Below are 18,415 nucleotides of genomic sequence, written 5' to 3' on the forward strand. Positions count from 1 at the left end.
CTTCCTAACACTTTGTCCGTGGTGGCGCTCGGCGCGGGGGTGGTTTGCGGCACCGACGTGGGCGCGGACGGTCGGGGGCAGGAATGATGGCCAGGTGCAGTTCCTTCACGGCGCGGCCCCCGCGCACGACCTGACCTACACCGACGTCTTCATGGCGCCGGCCCGCTCCGACCTGGGCTCCCGGCTCGATGTCGACCTGTCCACGGGCGACGGCACGGGCACCACCATTCCGCTGGTGGTGTCGAACATGACCGCCGTCGCCGGTCGGCGGATGGCCGAGACGGTGGCCCGGCGGGGCGCGATCGCCGTGATTCCGCAGGACATCCCGATCGAGGTGGTGGCGAACGTCGTCGCCTGGGTGAAGCAACGGCACCTGGTCTACGACACGCCGATCACGCTCGGTCCGACCGAGACCGTGGGTGACGCCATCCACCTGCTGCCGAAGCGCTCACACGGCGCGGTGATCGTGGTCGACGAGGCCGGCCGGCCAATGGGCGTGGTCACCGAGGCGGACACCATGGGCGTGGACCGGTTCGCCCAGTTGCGGCACGTGATGTCCACCGAGCTGCACACCGTCCCGGCGGACGCGGACCCGCGTACCGGCTTCGACCTGCTCTCCGCGGGGCGACGCCGGCTCGCCCCGGTGGTGGACGCCGACGGCCGACTGGTCGGGGTGTTGACCCGCCAGGGCGCGTTGCGGGCCACGCTCTACACGCCGGCGGTGGACGACCGGGGTCGGCTGCGCATCGCGGCCGCGGTCGGGATCAACGGGGACGTCACCGGCAAGGCCGCCGCGCTGCTGGAGGCGGGGGTGGACACGCTGGTCGTGGACACCGCTCACGGCCACCAGGCGCGGATGATGTCGGCGCTGCGGGCGGTCCGCAAGCTGAACCCGGGGGTGCCGGTGGCGGCCGGCAACGTGGTGACCGCCGAGGGGGTACGTGACCTGGTCGAGGCGGGCGCCGACATCATCAAGGTCGGCGTCGGCCCGGGGGCGATGTGCACCACCCGGATGATGACCGGCGTGGGCCGACCCCAGTTCTCCGCCGTGCTCGACTGCTCGGTGGCGGCCCGCGAGCTCGGCCGGCACGTCTGGGCCGACGGCGGCGTGCGGCACCCCCGTGACGTGGCGCTCGCGCTCGCCGCCGGCGCCTCGAACGTGATGATCGGTTCGTGGTTCGCCGGCACCTACGAGTCCCCCGGCGATCTGTACACCGACGCCGACGGTCGGCGGTACAAGGAGAGCTTCGGGATGGCTTCGGCGCGGGCGGTCAGCGCCCGTACCGCCGACGACAGCCCCTACGACCGCGCCCGTAAGGCGGTGTTCGAGGAGGGCATCTCCTCGGCCCGGATGCACCTGGACCCGGCCCGGCCCGGCGTCGAGGACCTGATCGACGAGATCATCGCCGGGGTCCGCAGCGCCTTCACCTATGCCGGCGCGCGGGACCTGGCGCAGTTCCACGAGCGGGCGGTCGTCGGTGTGCAGAGCGCCGCCGGCTTCACCGAGGGGATGCCGCTGCCCACGAGCTGGTGATCCCGCATCCCACGGACGTGTCGATCATGAAGTTGTGGTGCCTCACACAAGGGACACCAATGGGTGAGCCCCCACCACAACTCCATGATCGACGCCATGGAGGGGTGGGGGTGGTTACCGGGTCAGGCGCTTGAGGACTTCGCGGGCTGCGTCGCAGGGGTTGTCGCCGACCCGGTCCGGCAGTGCGCCGGCCAGCCAGAGGGTCGCGAAGCCGTGCGCGATCGACCAGGCGGCGAGCGCGTCGCTGTCGGTGTCGACGGGCGCGCCACGGGCGGGCAGTGCGGCCACCCCCGACCGGAGCGCGGCACCGGCGCGCTCCTGTGCGGCGACCAGTTCGGCGTCGTCGGCCCGGTAGAGCTCGGGCCGGAACATCACCTCGAAGTGCGCGCGGTGCCGGACTGCGAAGTCGACGTACGCGACACCGGCGTCCAGCAGGTCGTCGGCCGTCGCGGTCAGCGCCTGCGCCAACAGGTCGAAGCCCTGGGCGGCCAGCGCGGTGAGCAGCCCGGCCTTGTCGCCGAAGTGGTGGGCGGGCGCGGCGTGCGAGACGCCGGCCCGGCGGGCCAGGTCGCGCAGGCTCAGCGCGGCGGGCCCCACCTCCTCGATCGCTTCCACCGCGGCGGCGAGCAGGGCACGGCGCAGATCGCCGTGGTGGTAGGCGCGCGTTCCGGTCATGCCCGAATCCTATCTTGCCATTGACAAGATGCCACTCGCCCAGGCAATCTTGTCACTGGCAAGTTCACGAGGAGGATTCCAAGGCACCCCTGATCGCCCTGCTGGTCGGCACCGCACTGGCCCGGTTGACCGGCTTCGCCGGCGTCGACGCGGTGGACGGCTGGCACCCCGCACTACGGGTCGGACTGGCCCTGATGTTCACGCTGACCGCCGTGGCGCACTTCGCCGGCCAGCGCCGCACTGACCTGATCGCAATGGTCCCGCCCGGCATGCCCCGCCCTGGGCTGCTGGTCACCGTCACCGGCGTGTTGGAGCTGGTCGGCGCGGTCGGCCTGCTGATTCCGGCGACCGCCCGCCTGGCCGCCGCCGGGCTCGGCCTCTTGATGCTCGCGATGTTCCCGGCCAACGTCTCGGCCGCCCGCCGGGGGCTGACCCTGGCCGGGCAACCGGTCACCCCGCTCGGCCAGCGCACCGTTCTGCAGATCATGTTCGTAGCCACCGCGGCGGCTATTTCGTTTGGCCCCTGACTATCAGGGGACTAACCTGCTTGCCGTGGACATCGTCACTCTCCAGGACGTGCCGCTCGGCCGGCTGCTGGTCGTGGCCGGGCACCTCGTCGGGCAGCGGTGGAACCGCTACCTCGCCGAGGAGCACGGTCTCACCCAGGCCGGCATGGTGACCCTGATGACGCTCGCCCGGCACGGCGAGCTGCCCCACCGCCAGGTCGCCGAGAAGGGCTTCGTGCGCCCGGCGACCCTGACCGGCATCGTGGACACGCTGGCCCGCGAGGGGCTGGTCGAGCGGCAGCGCGACGACAGCGACCGACGCAGCGTCCGGCTCGCCATCACCCCCGCCGGCCGGGAGCGGGTGGCGGCCCTCACCACCCTGATGCACTCCGGAAGTCCGCTCACCTCGGTCGACGCCGACCCGGCGAAGGCGCAGGTGATCCGGGACTTCCTGCTCGAGGTCATCGGCAGCGGGGACGACCCGCGGATGACCGGACGCCCCACCGACGCGAAGGACCCGGCGTGCTGATCCGACTGTTGCGCAACCAGTTGCGCACCTACCAGCGACCGTTGACGGCGGTGGTGCTGCTCCAGTTCGTGGGCACCATGGCGTCGCTCTACCTGCCCAGCCTCAACGCCGACATCATCGACCGGGGCGTGGCCCGGGGCGACACCGACTACATCGTGCGCATCGGCGGCTGGATGCTGCTGTTCAGCCTGATCCAGATCATCTGTTCGATCGCCGCGGTCTACCTGGGCGCACGGATCGCGATGGGCTTCGGTCGGGACGTCCGGGCAACCCTGTTCGGGCACGTCAACCGCTTCTCCGCCCGCGAGGTGGCCCGGTTCGGCGCACCGTCGCTGATCACCCGCAACACGAACGACGTGCAGCAGGTGCAGATGCTCGTGCTGATGAGCTGCACCATGCTGGTCGCCGCACCGATCATGAGCGTTGGCGGTGTGGTGATGGCGCTCCGGGAGGATCTCGGGCTCTCCTGGCTGATGCTGGTCAGCGTGCCGGTCCTGGCCGTCGCGCTCAGCATGATCATCCGTCGGATGGTGCCAGGCTTCCGGCTGATGCAGACCCGGATCGACACCGTCAACCGGGTGTTGCGCGAGCAGATCACCGGCATCCGGGTGGTCCGCGCCTTCGTCCGCGAGCCGTACGAGACGGACCGCTTCGCCGTCGCCAACACCGACCTGACCGCCACCGCGCTGCGTACCGGCCGACTGCTGGCACTGATCTTCCCGGTGGTCATGCTGGTGCTGAACGTCTCCAGCGTGGCGGTGCTCTGGTTCGGCGCCCAGCGGGTCGACTCCGGCGCGATCCAGGTCGGCGCGCTCACCGCATTCCTCCAGTACCTGATGCAGATCCTGATGGCCGTCATGATGGCCACCTTCATGCTGATGATGGTGCCCCGGGCCGCGGTCTGCGCCGAGCGGATCGTCGAGGTGCTGGACACCGACTCCTCGGTGGTTCCCGCCGCCGAGCCCATCGCTGAGCCGCCCACCAGGGCCGAGCTGGAGCTGCGCGGGGTGCGCTTCCAGTACCCGGGCGCGGTCGAGCCGGTGTTGCGGGACATCTCCTTCCGAGCGACCCCCGGCACCACCACAGCGATCATCGGCAGCACCGGCGCGGGCAAGACCACCCTGCTGTCACTCATTCCCCGCCTGGTCGACGTCAGCGCCGGCGCGGTGCTGGTCGACGGCGTGAACGTGCGGGAGCTGGCGCCCGACGAGCTGTGGCGGCGCATCGGCCTGGTGCCGCAGCGGCCGTACCTGTTCACCGGCACGGTCGCCAGCAACCTGCGCTACGGAAACCCGGACGCCACCGACGACGAGCTGTGGCGGGCCCTGGAGATCGCCCAGGCCCGGGACTTCGTGGCCCAGATGCCCGGCGGGCTGGATGCTCCGATCGCCCAGGGTGGCAGCACCGTCTCCGGCGGGCAGCGCCAACGCCTGGCCATCGCCCGGGCCCTGGTCAAACAGCCGGAGATCTACCTTTTCGACGACTCGTTCTCCGCGCTCGACCTCGGCACCGACGCGCGGCTGCGGGCGGCGCTACGTCCGGTCACCGCGCAGTCCGCGGTGGTGATCGTGGCCCAGCGGGTCTCCACGATCGTCGACGCCGATCAGATCATCGTGCTTGAGGACGGGGGGGTCGTCGGAGTGGGACGACACGAGGAGTTGCTGGAGAGCTGCCCGACGTACGCCGAGATCGTGGCCTCCCAGCAGACGGCGGAGGTGCCGGCATGAGCGAGCCCGACGAGCCGCGGACCGCGGCCGTACCCACGCAGAAGCCGGCCGGCGACGGGCCGACGCCGAAGCGGCTGCCCCCCGGCCGGCAGGGCGGTGGGCCGCCGTGGGCGGGCGCGGGGATGCCCGCCGAGAAGTCGATGAACTTCGGGCCGTCCGCCCGGCGGCTGCTCGGCCGGCTGCGCCCGCACCGGCTGCACCTGGCCGCCATCATCACCCTGGCCGTGGTGAGCGTCGGGTTCAGCGTGGCCGGACCGAAGATCCTCGGCCACGCCACGGACCTGATCTTCAACGGGGTGATCGGTCGGCAACTGCCGGCGGGCACCAGCACCGAGCAGGCCGTCGCGGCGGCCCGGGCCAGCGGCAACGACAGCTTCGCCGACATGCTGGCCCGAATGGACCTGGTGCCCGGCGTGGGCATCGACTTCAGCGCACTGAGCCGGGTGCTGCTGCTGGCGCTCGGGCTCTACCTCGCCGCGAGCGTGCTGTCCTGGTGGCAGGGCTGGCTGCTCAACGGGGTGGTCCAGCGCACCGTGCTGCGGCTGCGCGCCGAGGTGGAGGAGAAGCTCAACCGGCTGCCGCTGCCGTACTTCGACCGGCAACCCCGCGGCGAGCTGCTCAGCCGGGTCACCAACGACATCGACAACATCTCGACCAGCCTCCAGCAGACGCTCAGCCAGCTGCTCACCTCGCTGCTGACCGTGGTCGGCGTGCTGGCCGTGATGTTCTGGATCTCTCCGCTGCTCGCTCTGGTGGCCCTGGTCGCGGTGCCGCTGTCGGTGCTGGTCACCCAGCGCATCGCCAAGCGCTCCCAGCAGCAGTTCATCGCGCAGTGGAAGCACACCGGCGAGCTGAACGGCCAGATCGAGGAGGCCTACACCGGTCACGAGCTGGTGAAGGTCTTCGGCCGGCAACGCGAGGTGGAGGCCGCGTTCAACGCCAAGAACGAGGAGCTGTTCCGGGCCAGCTTCGGTGCCCAGTTCATCTCCGGGATCATCATGCCGTCGATGATGTTCATCGGAAACCTCAGCTACGTGGCGATCGCGGTGGTCGGTGGGCTGCGGGTGGCGTCCGGGACGATGAGCCTCGGCGACGTGCAGGCGTTCATCCAGTACTCCCGTCAGTTCACCCAGCCGCTCACCCAGCTCGCCTCGATGGCCAACCTGCTCCAGTCCGGAGTGGCCTCGGCCGAGCGGGTCTTCGCGGTCCTCGACGCCGACGAGCAGAGCCCCGACCCGGTTCAGCCGGCCCGGGTCACCGACCCGCACGGTCGCGTCGAGTTCGAGCACGTCTCGTTCCGGTACGAGCCGGACAAGCCGCTGATCGACGACCTGTCGCTGGTCGCCGAGCCAGGCCACACGGTGGCCATCGTCGGCCCGACCGGTGCCGGCAAGACCACCCTGGTCAACCTGGTCATGCGGTTCTACGAGCTGGACGCCGGCCGGATCACCCTGGACGGGGTGGACATCACCACCATGCGCCGCGACGACCTGCGGGGTCGGATCGGCATGGTGCTCCAGGACACCTGGCTCTTCGGCGGCACCATCCGCGACAACATCGCGTACGGCCGGCCGGACGCCACCGAGGAGGAGATCCTCGCCGCGGCCCGGGCCACCTTCGTCGACCGGTTCGTGCGCAGCCTGCCGGACGGCTACGACACGGTCATCGACGAGGAGGGCAGCAACGTCAGCGCCGGGGAGAAGCAGCTCATCACCATCGCCCGGGCGTTCCTCGCCGAGCCGTCCCTGCTGATCCTGGACGAGGCGACCAGCTCGGTGGACACCCGCACCGAGGTGCTGCTCCAGCGCGCGATGGCCGCGCTGCGCTCGGATCGGACCAGCTTCGTCATCGCGCACCGGCTCTCCACCATTCGCGACGCCGACCTGATCCTGATGATGGAGAACGGCCGCATCGTCGAGCAGGGCACCCACGAACAGCTGCTGGCCGCCCACGGCCCCTACCACCAGCTCTACCGCTCCCAGTTCACCGCCGCCGTGGTCGAGGAAGACCCCGCCGCACCCGCCAAGTCCCCCCAGCCCGCGTCGATCTAGGGCGGATCATCATGAACGGAGATCCACTCACAACGACCCACCCCGGATCGACGGGTGGGTCAGTCGGAGGGCAGGAGGTCGGCCGAGCGGGCGGCGACCTGGCGGGTGATCAGGGTCAGTGCGGCCGCGGCGGGCATCGGATCCAGGGTGCGGCCGTCGCGGAGGCGCAGCGCGAGGTGCCCGTCGGCCTCCTCCCGGGAGCCCAGCACTCCGAGGTACGGGACGCGGCGGCGGGTCGCGTCCCGGATCCGGGCGCCCAACGAGCCGGAGGCGGCGACCTCGACCCGCAACCCGGCAGCGAGGGCCCGCCGGGCCAGCTCGGCCGCCGCCTCGGCCTGCCCGTCGTCCACCGGCAGCAGCACCAGCTGGACCGGGGCGTACCAGGCCGGGAAGACGCCCTGGTGCACCTCGATGAGGTACGCGAACAACCGCTCCATGCTGCCGACCAGGCTGCGGTGCACCATCACCGGCCGGCGCCGGCTGCCGTCGGAGTCGGTGTACGACAGGTCGAACTGTTCCGGCTTGTCGAAGTCCAGCTGGATGGTGGAGATGGTCGACTCCCGACCGGCAGCGTCGACGATCTGGATGTCGATCTTCGGACCGTAGAACGCGGCCTCCCCCGGCGCCTCGACGTACGCCACCCCGGCCAGCGCACCCCGGAGCAGTTCCTCGGCGCGGGCCCACTGCGCGTCGCCGCCGACGTACTTCTCGCCCGGCCCGCGCAGCGACAGCCGGAAACCGGCCGGGCGGACGCCGAGCGCGGCGTGCGCGGCACGGATCAGCCCGAGGATCTCCGCGACCTCCGCTCCCACCTGGTCCGGCGCGCAGAAGGTGTGCGCGTCGTTGAGCGAGATGGCGCGCACCCGGGACAGCCCGCCGAGCACCCCGGAGCGCTCCGAGCGGTACATCCCACCCAGCTCCGCGATCCGCAGCGGCAACTCCCGGTAGGAGCGGCCCCGGGCTCGGAAGACCAGCGCGTGGTGCGGGCAGAGCGCCGGCCGGAGCACGAACTCGTCGTCGGCGCTCAGCCGCATCGGCGGGAACATGTCGTCGGCGAAGTAGCCGAGGTGCCCGGAGAGTTCGAAGAGTTCACGTTTGCCCAGTGGCGGCGAGTAGACGTGCTGGTGGCCGGAACGGCGCTCCAGCTCACGGACGTACTCCTCGACGGCGTGCCGGGCGGCGGCGCCGGCCGGCAGCCAGATCGGCAGGCCGGCACCGGCCAGCGGGTCGGAGACGAAGAGGTCCAGCTCCCGGCCGAGCTTTCGGTGGTCGATCATGTCGCGCTCCTGGATCGGGTACGACCCGGAGGCGACCTGGACTCCGAACGCCGCGCGGCCCTCGGGGCGGATCGCCCCGGGGCCTGGTCGACGGTGGTTACGTCAGAGCGGCACGCCGGGGACACCCGGCGTCGTGGTCACCACTACCGCGCTGCGCATGCGGCGACCGTACCCGTCGGGCGATCGGGAACGCACCCGGATTTGGCGTGGCGGAGGGGAGGGCGGGCCGCCGGCGCGGGACCCGCCGGCGGCCCTGGGCGACCCGGATCGTCAGGAACGGGGGACCCGACGGTGCTGGGGCCGCGCGGACAACGGTACGCCGACGAACGCCGATCCGCCGACCGGCGCGGGGCGGGCGGACGGCCACCGGACCGTCACCCGAGGACGGCTCGCCTCGTTGTACCTGGGTGGCCCAGTCGTGTCGACGGTCACGGCGGGGTGGGGCTGTCCACGGTGACGCCGGACACGCCGTCAGGCTCGAGACACCCAATCGGCCGCATCCGGCGAGGTGGCACGCGTGCCCGAACTACTGACTGACGTCGCATCGCCGACCTGGGCGTACCTCGTGCTGCTCAGCCTGCTGATCGCGGACGCCTTCGTCCCGGTGATTCCCACCCAGATCGTCATGATCACCAGCGGTGCGCTCACCGTCTACGGCGGGCTCAGCCTGCCGGTCACCATCATCGTCGGCGCGCTCGGCGTCTTCGCCGGTGACCTGGCCTGCTACCTGCTCGGTCGCGGCGCACCGGACCGGCGGGCACCCCGGCACGCCGAGCCGAGCCGGGCACGACGGGTCGCCAGCCGGGTCACCCAGGGGTTGCGACAGCCCGGGCCGCTGGTCATCCTGCTCTGCCGGTTCGTGCCCGGCGGGCGAATGGCGGCCTGCTTCTCAGCCGGCCGCAGCCGCTACCCGTACCGGCTGTTCGTGCTCTACGAGACGGTGGCGGCGCTGGGCTGGGCCACCTACGGCGCGCTGGTCGGGCACCTCGGCGGCACCGCGCTGACCGAGTCGGCCTGGCGGCTGGCCATCATCGCCACCGCCGCAGCGGCCGGCTTCGCCGCCGCCGGGTGGGCCATGACCCTGGTCAGCGCACGGCACGCCCGGGCCGCAGCGGCAGCTGACATCCCCATCGACTGAGTGCCGGGCGCGGCACACCCGGGTGCCTCTAGGGGTAGTCCCCCGGGACGATTTCGGTGGCCGTCCCGGATCCGGCTCGGGCCTCCGGAGCGACAGGCTGAGGCATGCCTGGAACCCGGAGCACCGGCCTGTTCGCCCTCGGCGGGATCGCCCTGGCGGCGCTGCTGACCGTGATCGGCCACCTCGAAGTCAACGACGACCTCAACCCGTGGGCGCTGACCATCAGCGACTTCGCGGTCTCCGACCGCGGCGGCGTCATCGACATCGCGATGGTGGTTCTCGCGCTCGCCACCGTGGCGCTGCTGTACGGGCTGCGCCGCGCCGGCCCACCCCAACCGGCCCCGGGTCGGCCGGCCGAGCTGCTGCTCGGCGCGTGGGCGGCCGGGCTGCTGCTGGCCGCGGTGGTGCCGACGAACGAGCCGGGCACCGCCATGACCACCGCCGCCTACCTGCACCGGTACGCCTCGGTGGTCGCCTTCCTGGCGCTGCCGGCCGCCGGCTGGCTGCTCGCCCGCCGGCCCGACCTGGCGCCCGCCGCCCGGGCGCTGCGCACCCTCGTCGTGCTCAGCCTGGCCCTGGCCGCGGCGATGATCTGGTCCGCCTACCCCGGCGACCGTGTGCTGATCGGCCTGGCCGAACGCCTACTCATCCTCACCGAGGTCGCCGTACTCGGCACCGTCGCGGTGGCCCTGACCCGGACGTCCGTCGCCCGCCCGCTAACCGCGACGCGGAGGGTGGGTCCTACTCCAACTCGTGGAGCATTAGTTGGCGGGCCGCCTCGGTGATCGAGCCGGAGAGGCTCGGGTAGATGGTGATGGTCTGCGCCAACTCGTTGACGGTCAGGTTGTTCTCCACCGCCATGGTGATCGGCAGGATCAGCTCGCTGGCCTTCGGCGCGACCACCACCCCGCCGACGACCTGGCCGCTCGCCGGCCGGCAGAACAGCTTCACGAAGCCGTCGGAGAGGTCGTCCATCTTGGCCCGGGCGTTGCCCGACAGCGGCAGCATCACCTGCCGGGCCGGCACCTTGCCGGCGTCCACCTCGTCCTGGGAGACGCCCACGGTGGCCAGCTCCGGGTCGGTGAAGACGTTCGCCGCGACGGTCCGCAGCCGCAGCGGGCGGACCGCCTCGCCGAGGGCGTGCCACATGGCGATCCGGCCCTGCATGGCGGCGACGCTGGCCAGCAGCAGGACGCCGGTGCAGTCACCAGCGGCGTAGATGCCGGGCACGTTGGTCCGGGACACCCGGTCGACCGTGACGTAGCCGCCCCGGCCCAGCTCCACGCCGTACTCGATCAGGCCCAGGTTGGCGGTGTTCGGGATCGAACCGACCGCGATCAGGGCGTGCGAGCCGGAGACCTTGCGGCCGTCGGAGAGCTCCACCTCGACGCCGTCGGCCGTACGCCGGACCGCGTCGGCGCGGGAGTTGTTGAGGATGCTCATGCCCCGGTTGCGGAACACCCGCTCGATGGCCGACGCCGCGTCGGCGTCCTCGTGCGGCATCACCCGGTCGCGGCTGGAGACCAGGGTGACCTGGACCCCCATCGCCAGGTACGCGCTGGCGAACTCGGCGCCGGTCACGCCGGAGCCGACCACGATCAGATGCTCGGGCAGCTCCGGCAGGTCGTACACCTGGCGCCAGGTCAGGATGCGCTCGCCGTCCGGTACGGCGGTGGGCAGTTGGCGGGGCGTCGAGCCGGTGGCCACCAGCACGGTGGACGCGGCGATCGAGTATTCCTCGCCACCGTCGGCGGGGGTGACGATGACCCGGTGGGTGTGGCCCAGCGTGTCCTCACCCAGCCGGGCGGTGCCGGCCACGAAGGCGACCCCCGCCTTGAGCAGCTTGGCGTGGATGTCGGCGGACTGCGCCAGCGCCAGCCGCTTGACCCGCTCGTGCACCGCCCGCGCGTCGACGGTCACCGCCTCCAGGCCGTCCGAGTGCACCCCGAACTCTTCCGTGTCCCGATAGCCGGTGACCACCTCCGAGCTGGCGATGAAGGTCTTCGACGGAACGCAGTCGGAGAGCACGCACGCCCCGCCCGCGCCGTCGGCCTCCACCACGGTGACATCGGCGTCCAGCTGGGCGGCGACCAGCGCCGCCTCGTACCCGGCCGGCCCCCCACCGATGATCACGATCCGGCTCACAGCGTCTGCCCTTCGTCGATGCTCACAGTGACTTTCTTCTCCCGAACGCACCCGACACGCACAGTCGTATTCTCCCCCACCCGCCTGTCCGGCTATCGTCATCGCCGTGGGTCTTCACGCCGCCTACGGCTCAAACCTGGATCCCGCCCGGATGCGCGCCTACTGCCCGCATTCGCCGATGGTGGGCGTCGGCTGGCTGGAGGGGTGGCGGCTGACCTTCGCCGGGGCGGACGTGATCGGCTGGGAGGGCGCGGTGAGCACCCTGGTCGAGTCCCCCGGTGACCGGGTCTTCGTGGCGCTCTACGACATCCACCCGTACGACGCGGCCCAGCTCGACGAGCTTGAGGGGGTCGCCGCCGGCACGTACCGCAAGCTGCACGTTCGGGTCTCCACCCTCGACGGCGACGTGACCGCGTGGATCTACGTCTTCGACGGGTACGAGGGCGGCCTGCCGACGTCGTGGTATCTCTCCGAGATCGCGAACGCCGCCGAGAAGGCGGGCGCGCCGGACGACTACGTCACCGAGCTGCGGGCCCGCCCCACCGGCACCGCGTCGGCCTAGGGGCTGTCGCAGTCGGCCTGGAGGCTGTCGCACGCTGCCAGTCTGCTACCGACGCCGGCCGGACCGTCCGTCGGGCTCGACCGGCGTCGTCAATCACACACCGGCAACCGGGACGAGCAGCTGGTACATGTCCGTCCACCGGGTCTCCCGCAGGCCCACGGTCCGGTAGAGCGACAGCGGGGCGGTCGGGTTCGTGAGGTCCACCCCCAGGCCGGCCGCCTGCCGGCCCTTCTCGGCGTAGCGGGCGAAGGCGCGGCGCAACAGCGCGGCGCCCACCCCCCGCCGGCGGTACGCGGGCAGCACCGCCAGGCTCCGCACGAAGCCCTCCTGCTGGTCGAGCGCCTGATCCGAGGACTGCAACGCGCCCGCCACCGCCCCGTCGACCTCGGCGACGAACCATTCGTCCCAGGCGGTCATGTCACCGATCCGGGCCCGCCACCGCTCGTACGACAGCGGCTCGTGGTCCGGGGTGTCGCGGAAGGCGGCGTCCTGGATGCGGTGGAACTCCCGGAGTTCGGCCTCGTCGTCGGAGCGGACCGGCCGCACCGTCATCCCGGGCGGCGGGGGCGGTTCGGCGGGCAGGTCGGCCAGCGGGCGGCGCATCCGGACGTATCTCTTGGCCAGGGTGAAGCCGACCGTCCGCAGGTCGCGTTCCCAGTCACGTTCCGGCGCGAAGACCGCGCAGCGGACGGTGAGTGCGGGCAGCCCCCGCTCGGCCGCCCGCTCGGCGACCCGGTCCAGTTGCCGGGCCAGCAGCGGCGCCCGGACCGCGGCGCCCCGCTCCGGATCGACGTAGACCTCGACGAACTCCCTGCCCACCCCGGTCGGGTTGTCGACGGTCGCCCAGCCCACCACGGTGTCGTCCGGGTCCAGTGCCAGCCAGGAGTCACGAGCCGGGTCGAAGAACGGGCCGGTCAGCGACTCGGCAACGTCCTCGGCGTCGAAGTCGGGATGACCGATGGCGAAGGTGTCGGCGGCGTGCACCACCGCGAGGATCGCCGGCACGTCGTCGAGGGTGGGCCGGCGCACGGTCCAGCCAGCGGGAAGGGTCACGGCAGGTGATCCTGACAGCCGAGGCCCGCGAGCGCCGCCGATTTTTCACCGGGCGGCGAGGTCGGCCCGGGTCTGGTGCAGCAGTTCCACCAGCTCGATGCCGTCGGCGGGGCCGAGCGCCGCGAACGCCGGTGCGGCCAGCCGGTCGGTGACGGCCTCCGCCCAGAGCCGCCGGCGCACCAGCGGCCCGACCGGCGGGTACGGCGGCGACCAGCCACAGGCGACCGCACCGGCCTCCCCCTCCGGCCCGGCCAGCACGGCCTCCAGCGGGGTCATCCCGGCGGCGCGTACCGCCAACAGGTAGGCGCCGGCGAAGTGTTCGCGGAGCAGCCGCAGCCCGGCGGCGCTCCGGGCGCCCGGGGAGAGATCCGGCAGTGGCATGGCCCGCCACGCGGCGAAGAGTGGCATGCCGCTGGCGTCCGCCGCCGCCACCGCCCGCTCGACCAGCCCGGCCAGGCGCTCGACGGTGGGCAGGGCGCCCAACCGCTGCGCCCCCCACCGGCAGCACTCGGCGAGGCTCGCGGCGGCGACCTCGGCCGGCCGGAGGACCCGGGCCGCCGCGTCCCAGCCGTCGGCGACCGCGTCCGGGGCGACGAAGCCGAGTGCCGCGGCCGCCGTCTCGGCCCGTACGTCGCCGAGAGCACCGGCCCGCCCGCTGATGTAGAAGGCCCAGCCGGAGATGCCGAGCAGCCGTGCCCGGCGCAGTGTGGTCGGGCACCGGCTGTATCGGTCGCCCAGGTCGAGCGCGACGGGCTTGCTGGCGGCGGCGACCTGCTCCGGTGTCATCCGGACGCCAACGTCGGGTGCCTCGACCCGCCGGCCACGGCGGCTTCCGGATCCGGGATCGCCGGCCCGGGACGGTCCGGCCACTCGTCGTCGTCCATCGATGGTCAGTCTGCCGGGCCACCGCCCGAGTCCGCATCCCCCTCTTCGGCCGCCAGCGCCTCGACCGCCGCCTCCACCTCGCCGGCGCGCCGCCGGGCCACGGTGACGGCCCGCTCGGCCGCACGCCGGGCCAGCTTGGCCCGGCTGAGGTCCTGCTCCGCCACCGCCCGCCGCCGCTCCAGCTCGGCCAGCTCGGTCTCTATCCCGTCGAGCACGGCGACGCCGTCCCGTTCCTGCCCGGTCGCCTCGGTCAACTCGGCCTCGGCCCGCTCCTGATCGGTCCGGGCCCTGGCCAGTTCCCGGTCCAGCGCCCGGCGCTGCCGCGCCCGCTCGGCCTGGGCCGCCCGCTGCGCCGCCCGCTCGGCGCGTTCCGCGGCCCGGTCGGTACGGGGGGCCGCCTCGGGACCCGTCCGCTGGGTGCCGGGTCGGCGGGCCGGGCGTTCCTCGGCCCGATCCTCCTCATCGCCGGTGACCAGCCGCAGCTGCGGGCGGGGCACCTCGCCGAAGCCGGCGTAGCTGGCCGATCGCAGCAGACGCCCGGACCGGACCTGCTCGGCGACCTCGGCGTCGGAGAGCGCCGCGTTCAGGGTCGCCTCCACCTCGGCCAACGGCAGCTTGCCGGCCGACGGCGCGTCCGGCTCCGCCGCGGCGAGCTTGCGGACCTCGGCGACCAGCGCGCCGACCACCGCCCGGCGTTGCGCGGACAGCTCCCGGAGCCGCGGCCCACGCAGCTCCCGCTGGGCGGCCCGCAGCGCGTCGGCGAGCTGGACCAGGTCGGCGACCAGCTCGGGACGGTCGATGGCGAGCAGGTTCACCAGCCAGGCGGCCACCGTGGGGCGGCGCAACCGGGCCAACTGCCGGGCCGTGGTCGGGTCGCCGGCGCGGCGGGCCTCGGCCACGGCGGCGTCCCGGGCGGCCACGAACCGCTCCGGTGGGGTGCGGTAGAGCTGCTGCACCAGCTCCGGGGAGGGGCCGGGCATGGCCTCAGACGTCCACCCGGCTACCGGGCTCCAGGCGCTGGTACTCGGTGCCGGACAGCGCCGAGTACTGACGGTCGAGCACGCCCAGCCCGGTGTCGTTGAGCAACCCGTCGTGCAACGCGTACGCGCGGCGCGGGGCGACCGCCCGGATGAAGTCGACCACCTCGGAGAACTTCGACCAGGGGGCGTGGATCGGCGCGAAGAGCGTGTCGACCGGCGTCTCCTCCGGCACCACCAGGGCGTCGCCCGGGTGGTAGACCACGTCGTTGATCAGGAACCCGAGGTTGTCCACCACCGGGATGTCCGGATGGATCACCGCGTGTCTCCCGCCGTAGGCGCGGACGGCCACCCCGGCGGCGGTGAAGGACTCACCGGCCGCGACCGGATGCAACGCCTCGGCCGTGTCGCCCAGGGTGCCGGCGAGCGAGGCGGGCCCGTGGATCGGAAACGGTCGCCGGTCGAGTTGCAGGCGCACCGCCGCCAGATCGAGGTGGTCGGGGTGTTCGTGGGTGATCAGCACCGCGTCCGCACCGTCCAACGCCGCAGGGTCGCTGAACACCCCGGGGTCGACGACGAGCACTCCCCCGTCGTGTTCCACCCGGATACAGGAGTGGGCGTACTTGGTGAGCCGCATCGTGACTCCTCGATTATCGAATCGTGACGTCCTCAGCGCAGTCTGCCGGAACCAGCCGACGAGCGCGCCGCGTCCGAGGTATCGCCACACCGGCTGACGACGATGGGAGCGGGGATGGACGGACGGGCGGGACGACGCCGCGGCGCACTGCTGGCGGCGACGGCGCTGGCGGCGGTGCTCGGGTTGACCGGGTGCGGTGCCGGCGACAGCGGTGCACGGGACACGGCGGGCGCGGCGGCCGAGGCACCGGCGGCGAACGGCGGCGCGGCGGACAAGGACAGCGCCGCCGGGGCGCCGGGGGCTGCCGGAGCCGGCGCTCCGGACCTGCGGGTGGACCAGCGGGCGATCATCTACACCGGAGCCATGCGGGTCCAGGTGGACGATGTGGACGGCGCCGCCCGCGAGGTCGCCGCCGCGGTCACCCGAGCGGGTGGCTTCATCGGCGGTGACCAGCGGCGCAGCGCCGAGGCCGACGCGGTCGCGGAGTTGCAGCTGCGGGTGCCGGCGGCGAAGTTCGCCGGCGTGGTGGAGGAGATCGCGCAGCTCGGCAAGCAGCAGAGCCGGGAGATCAGCACCCAGGACGTCACCGAGGAGACCGTCGACCTGGACGCCCGGATCACCAGTCAACGGGCCCGGGTCGACAGCGCACGCCGGCTCCTCGGCCGAGCCACCTCGATCACCGACCTGGTGTCGCTGGAGAACGAGCTGGGTCGCCGCGAGGCCGACCTGGCGTCGCTGGAGGCCAAGAAGCGGCGGCTGTCCGACCTGACCGCCCTCTCCACGATCACCGTGTCGCTGGCCGGGCCGGCTGCCAAGACCCCCGAGGAGAAGACCGAGACCGGCTTCCTGGTCGGGCTGAAGGGCGGCTGGAAGGCGTTCGTCGCCTCGCTGACCGTCCTGCTCACCGTGCTGGGCGCGCTGCTGCCCTGGCTGGTGGCGCTCGGCGTACCGCTGGCGGTGCTGCTGCTGGTGCTGCGCCGGCGGAAGAAGGAGCCGGCCCTGGTCGCTCCGGTCAGCGCACCGCCGCCAGTGCCCGCAGCGCGGTCTGCACCATGACGCGTACGCCGGCCGGGATGGCCCCCTCGTCGACGTCGAAGGACGCGCGGTGCAGGTCGACGTTGGGGCCGGAGCGGCCCACGCCGAGCCGGGCGAGGGCGCCGGGGACGTACTCCAGGTACCAGGAGAAGTCCTCGCCGCCCATGCTCTGCGGCGTCTCGGCGATGCCGTCCGGGCCGAGCGCGGCGGCGGTGGCGGCGGTCAGCACCTGGATCGCCCGCGCGTCGTTGCACACCGGTGGCCGGCCGCGCAGGTATTCCAGATCGACTGTCGCACCGGTCGGCGCGATCACGTCCCGGACGACCTGAGCCACGATCTTGGGAGCCTGTTCCCAGGTGTCGCGGTCCATCACCCGCAGGGTGCCGGAGGCGGACGCCTCGGAGGGGATGACGTTGTAGCGGGTGCCGGCCGAGGCGTGGCCGAAGACCAGCAGCAGCCCGCTGTTGGCCGGCACCCGGCGGCTGACCAGGGCGGGCACCTCGGTGATCAGCCGGCCGAGCGCGTCCACCAGGTCGACGGTCAGGTGCGGGCGGGCGGTGTGCCCGCCCGGGCCGCTGAGCCGGACGGTGACGTTGTCGGCGGCCGCGGTGATCGGACCGACCCGCAGGCCGACCTGACCCACCGGCAGGTTCGGGTCGCAGTGCAGCGCGAAGATCTGCGCCACGTCGTCCAGGCCGCCGGCCTCGATGACCTCCAGCGAGCCGCAGGGCAGGATCTCCTCGGCCGGCTGGAAGATGAGCCGGACCCGGCCGTCCAGCTCGCCGAGGTCGGCGAGCTGGGCCAGCAGCATGCCGACGCCGAGCAGGATCGTGGTGTGCACGTCGTGCCCGCAGGCGTGGCAGACGCCCTGCACCGTGGACCGGTAGGGCACGTCCTTGGGGTCGTCCAGCGGCAGTGCGTCGATGTCGGCGCGCAGCGCGATGACCGGGCCGTCCGGGCGGCCGTTGACGTCGCAGATCACGCCGTTGCCCTTGGGCAGCAGTCGCGGCTTCAACCCGGCCAGTGAGAGCTCCCTGGCGATCAGTGCGGCCGTCTCGAACTCGGTGCCGGAGAGCTCTGGGTGCGAGTGGATGTGACGGCGGGTAGCGATCAGCCCGGGTACCCGGAGCGCGAGGAGGTGGTCCAGGTCGCGGGGCAGGGGCTGGGACCCGGGCGGCAGCTCCGGCCAGGACGACGCCAGCTGGCTGCCGGTGGGCAGCGTCAACGCACTCGTCACGTCGAATTCTCGATCACTAGAGATGGATGGATCATCGGGAACAGCAGACAGCCTAGACCTCCGGCGGTGACGCTGCGCAACCTCGTTACGGTGATGATCAGACCGCACAGCGTCACGTATGCCCTGCTGAGGGCGCTCGGAGATGCGCGGGACAGCAGGTAGATCGCGGTCGAACGCCGTCATCTCCCCCTCACCTCCTACAACGCGTAACCGATGTCGGCGGTCACGAATCCGGCGCCACTCGCGGGCCCACGTTGCGAATTGTCGCATTAGTCGGGGTGATGAACTGACACTCCGACAATAAGCCGACCACGCTCCGCAGCGAGTCGGAAAAGACGCTCACACGCGCCGGTCCGCCATGACCGCACACGGTGTGCGTCCCCGATCACCCGGTCGGGGTACCCCCAAACCTGATGGACACACCCCGGACGCCGTCGGGGGCCACGC

17 protein-coding genes are annotated in these 18,415 nt (G+C 72.5%); 9 read left to right on the forward strand and 8 right to left on the reverse strand.

Annotated features, from left to right (window positions below):
• The first annotated feature begins 94 nt into the window (after positions 1 to 94).
• Entirely contained in the window at positions 95 to 1,534 is a 1,440-nt protein-coding gene (locus tag ACWD5O_RS01185) for a GuaB1 family IMP dehydrogenase-related protein (protein ID WP_450004266.1), read from the forward strand.
• Positions 1,535 to 1,648: 114 nt separating this feature from the next.
• Here the strand turns inward: ACWD5O_RS01185 and ACWD5O_RS01190 are convergent, their stop codons facing one another.
• Positions 1,649 to 2,209 carry a TetR/AcrR family transcriptional regulator gene (locus tag ACWD5O_RS01190; RefSeq protein WP_450084260.1) on the reverse strand — a complete coding sequence of 187 codons (561 nt, stop codon included), beginning with the start codon at positions 2,207 to 2,209 and terminating at the stop codon, positions 1,649 to 1,651.
• Between the two features lie 89 nt (positions 2,210 to 2,298).
• Here ACWD5O_RS01190 and ACWD5O_RS01195 point away from each other — a divergent pair, with 89 nt between their 5' ends.
• The 4 genes from ACWD5O_RS01195 to ACWD5O_RS01210 are packed head-to-tail and all read left to right on the forward strand — an operon-like array spanning position 2,299 to position 7,022.
• Positions 2,299 to 2,736 carry a DoxX family protein gene (locus ACWD5O_RS01195; RefSeq protein WP_450084356.1) on the forward strand — a complete coding sequence of 146 codons (438 nt, stop codon included), beginning with the start codon at positions 2,299 to 2,301 and terminating at the stop codon, positions 2,734 to 2,736.
• A 25-nt stretch (positions 2,737 to 2,761) separates the two neighbouring features.
• Entirely contained in the window at positions 2,762 to 3,244 is a 483-nt protein-coding gene (locus ACWD5O_RS01200; protein WP_354962649.1) for a MarR family winged helix-turn-helix transcriptional regulator, read from the forward strand.
• Positions 3,238 to 4,971 carry an ABC transporter ATP-binding protein gene (locus ACWD5O_RS01205; RefSeq protein WP_450084261.1) on the forward strand — a complete coding sequence of 578 codons (1,734 nt, stop codon included), beginning with the start codon at positions 3,238 to 3,240 and terminating at the stop codon, positions 4,969 to 4,971. Before ACWD5O_RS01200 ends, ACWD5O_RS01205 begins: the two co-directional genes overlap by 7 nt.
• Entirely contained in the window at positions 4,968 to 7,022 is a 2,055-nt protein-coding gene (locus ACWD5O_RS01210) for an ABC transporter ATP-binding protein (RefSeq protein WP_449937028.1), read from the forward strand. The genes ACWD5O_RS01205 and ACWD5O_RS01210 overlap by 4 nt, the downstream gene beginning before the upstream one ends.
• Positions 7,023 to 7,081: 59 nt before the next feature.
• On the opposite strand, the gene thrS is transcribed toward ACWD5O_RS01210, so the two are convergent.
• Complete coding sequence (thrS, locus tag ACWD5O_RS01215; RefSeq protein ID WP_450084262.1) at positions 7,082 to 8,299, reverse strand: threonine--tRNA ligase; 1,218 nt, start codon at positions 8,297 to 8,299, stop codon at positions 7,082 to 7,084.
• 517 nt (positions 8,300 to 8,816) lie between these two features.
• Here thrS and ACWD5O_RS01220 point away from each other — a divergent pair.
• A complete protein-coding gene (locus ACWD5O_RS01220; RefSeq protein ID WP_354962645.1) occupies positions 8,817 to 9,437 on the forward strand; it encodes a DedA family protein in 621 nt (206 codons plus the stop codon).
• Between the two features lie 104 nt (positions 9,438 to 9,541).
• A complete protein-coding gene (locus ACWD5O_RS01225; protein WP_450084263.1) occupies positions 9,542 to 10,222 on the forward strand; it encodes a DUF998 domain-containing protein in 681 nt (226 codons plus the stop codon).
• Here the strand turns inward: ACWD5O_RS01225 and ACWD5O_RS01230 are convergent.
• The gene (locus ACWD5O_RS01230) at positions 10,179 to 11,582 is read right to left on the reverse strand and encodes an NAD(P)H-quinone dehydrogenase (RefSeq protein ID WP_450084264.1); all 1,404 of its coding nucleotides are present in this window, start codon (positions 11,580 to 11,582) and stop codon (positions 10,179 to 10,181) included. The two genes, ACWD5O_RS01225 and ACWD5O_RS01230, sit on opposite strands and share 44 nt — an antisense overlap.
• 106 nt (positions 11,583 to 11,688) lie before the next feature.
• Here ACWD5O_RS01230 and ACWD5O_RS01235 point away from each other — a divergent pair, with 106 nt between their 5' ends.
• Positions 11,689 to 12,144 (forward strand): gamma-glutamylcyclotransferase, encoded by a 456-nt coding sequence (locus ACWD5O_RS01235; RefSeq protein ID WP_354962642.1) that lies wholly within the window; start codon positions 11,689 to 11,691, stop codon positions 12,142 to 12,144.
• 93 nt (positions 12,145 to 12,237) lie between these two features.
• Here ACWD5O_RS01235 and ACWD5O_RS01240 read toward each other — a convergent pair whose 3' ends face one another.
• The 4 genes from ACWD5O_RS01240 to ACWD5O_RS01255 form a co-directional block, all read right to left on the reverse strand.
• Positions 12,238 to 13,197: a GNAT family N-acetyltransferase gene (locus ACWD5O_RS01240; RefSeq protein WP_354962641.1), complete on the reverse strand. Its 960-nt coding sequence runs from the start codon at positions 13,195 to 13,197 to the stop codon at positions 12,238 to 12,240.
• A 45-nt stretch (positions 13,198 to 13,242) separates the two neighbouring features.
• Complete coding sequence (locus ACWD5O_RS01245; RefSeq protein ID WP_354962640.1) at positions 13,243 to 13,983, reverse strand: SCO6745 family protein; 741 nt, start codon at positions 13,981 to 13,983, stop codon at positions 13,243 to 13,245.
• Positions 13,984 to 14,087: 104 nt separating this feature from the next.
• The gene (locus ACWD5O_RS01250; RefSeq protein ID WP_354962639.1) at positions 14,088 to 15,062 is read right to left on the reverse strand and encodes a hypothetical protein; all 975 of its coding nucleotides are present in this window, start codon (positions 15,060 to 15,062) and stop codon (positions 14,088 to 14,090) included.
• Between the two features lie 4 nt (positions 15,063 to 15,066).
• Positions 15,067 to 15,696, reverse strand: a complete 630-nt coding sequence (locus ACWD5O_RS01255; protein ID WP_354962638.1) for an MBL fold metallo-hydrolase — start codon at positions 15,694 to 15,696, stop codon at positions 15,067 to 15,069.
• Between the two features lie 93 nt (positions 15,697 to 15,789).
• Here ACWD5O_RS01255 and ACWD5O_RS01260 point away from each other — a divergent pair, with 93 nt between their 5' ends.
• A complete protein-coding gene (locus ACWD5O_RS01260; protein ID WP_354962938.1) occupies positions 15,790 to 16,752 on the forward strand; it encodes a DUF4349 domain-containing protein in 963 nt (320 codons plus the stop codon).
• On the opposite strand, the gene ACWD5O_RS01265 is transcribed toward ACWD5O_RS01260, so the two are convergent.
• Positions 16,709 to 17,968 (reverse strand): amidohydrolase, encoded by a 1,260-nt coding sequence (locus ACWD5O_RS01265; RefSeq protein WP_354962637.1) that lies wholly within the window; start codon positions 17,966 to 17,968, stop codon positions 16,709 to 16,711. The genes ACWD5O_RS01260 and ACWD5O_RS01265 overlap by 44 nt on opposite strands.
• Positions 17,969 to 18,415: the final 447 nt, after the last annotated feature.

Source organism: Micromonospora sp. NPDC005161 (assembly GCF_053599855.1).

Excerpts from the sequence above, each read along its gene's own strand:
- ACWD5O_RS01190 (WP_450084260.1), bottom strand. The coding sequence starts at position 2,209 with ATGACCGGAACGCGCGCCTACCACCACGGCGATCTGCGCCGTGCCCTG.
- ACWD5O_RS01210 (WP_449937028.1), top strand. The coding sequence starts at position 4,968 with ATGAGCGAGCCCGACGAGCCGCGGACCGCGGCCGTACCCACGCAGAAG.
- thrS (WP_450084262.1), bottom strand. The coding sequence starts at position 8,299 with ATGATCGACCACCGAAAGCTCGGCCGGGAGCTGGACCTCTTCGTCTCC.
- ACWD5O_RS01225 (WP_450084263.1), top strand. The coding sequence starts at position 9,542 with ATGCCTGGAACCCGGAGCACCGGCCTGTTCGCCCTCGGCGGGATCGCC.
- ACWD5O_RS01245 (WP_354962640.1), bottom strand. The coding sequence starts at position 13,983 with ATGACACCGGAGCAGGTCGCCGCCGCCAGCAAGCCCGTCGCGCTCGAC.
- ACWD5O_RS01250 (WP_354962639.1), bottom strand. The coding sequence starts at position 15,062 with ATGCCCGGCCCCTCCCCGGAGCTGGTGCAGCAGCTCTACCGCACCCCA.
- ACWD5O_RS01255 (WP_354962638.1), bottom strand. The coding sequence starts at position 15,696 with ATGCGGCTCACCAAGTACGCCCACTCCTGTATCCGGGTGGAACACGAC.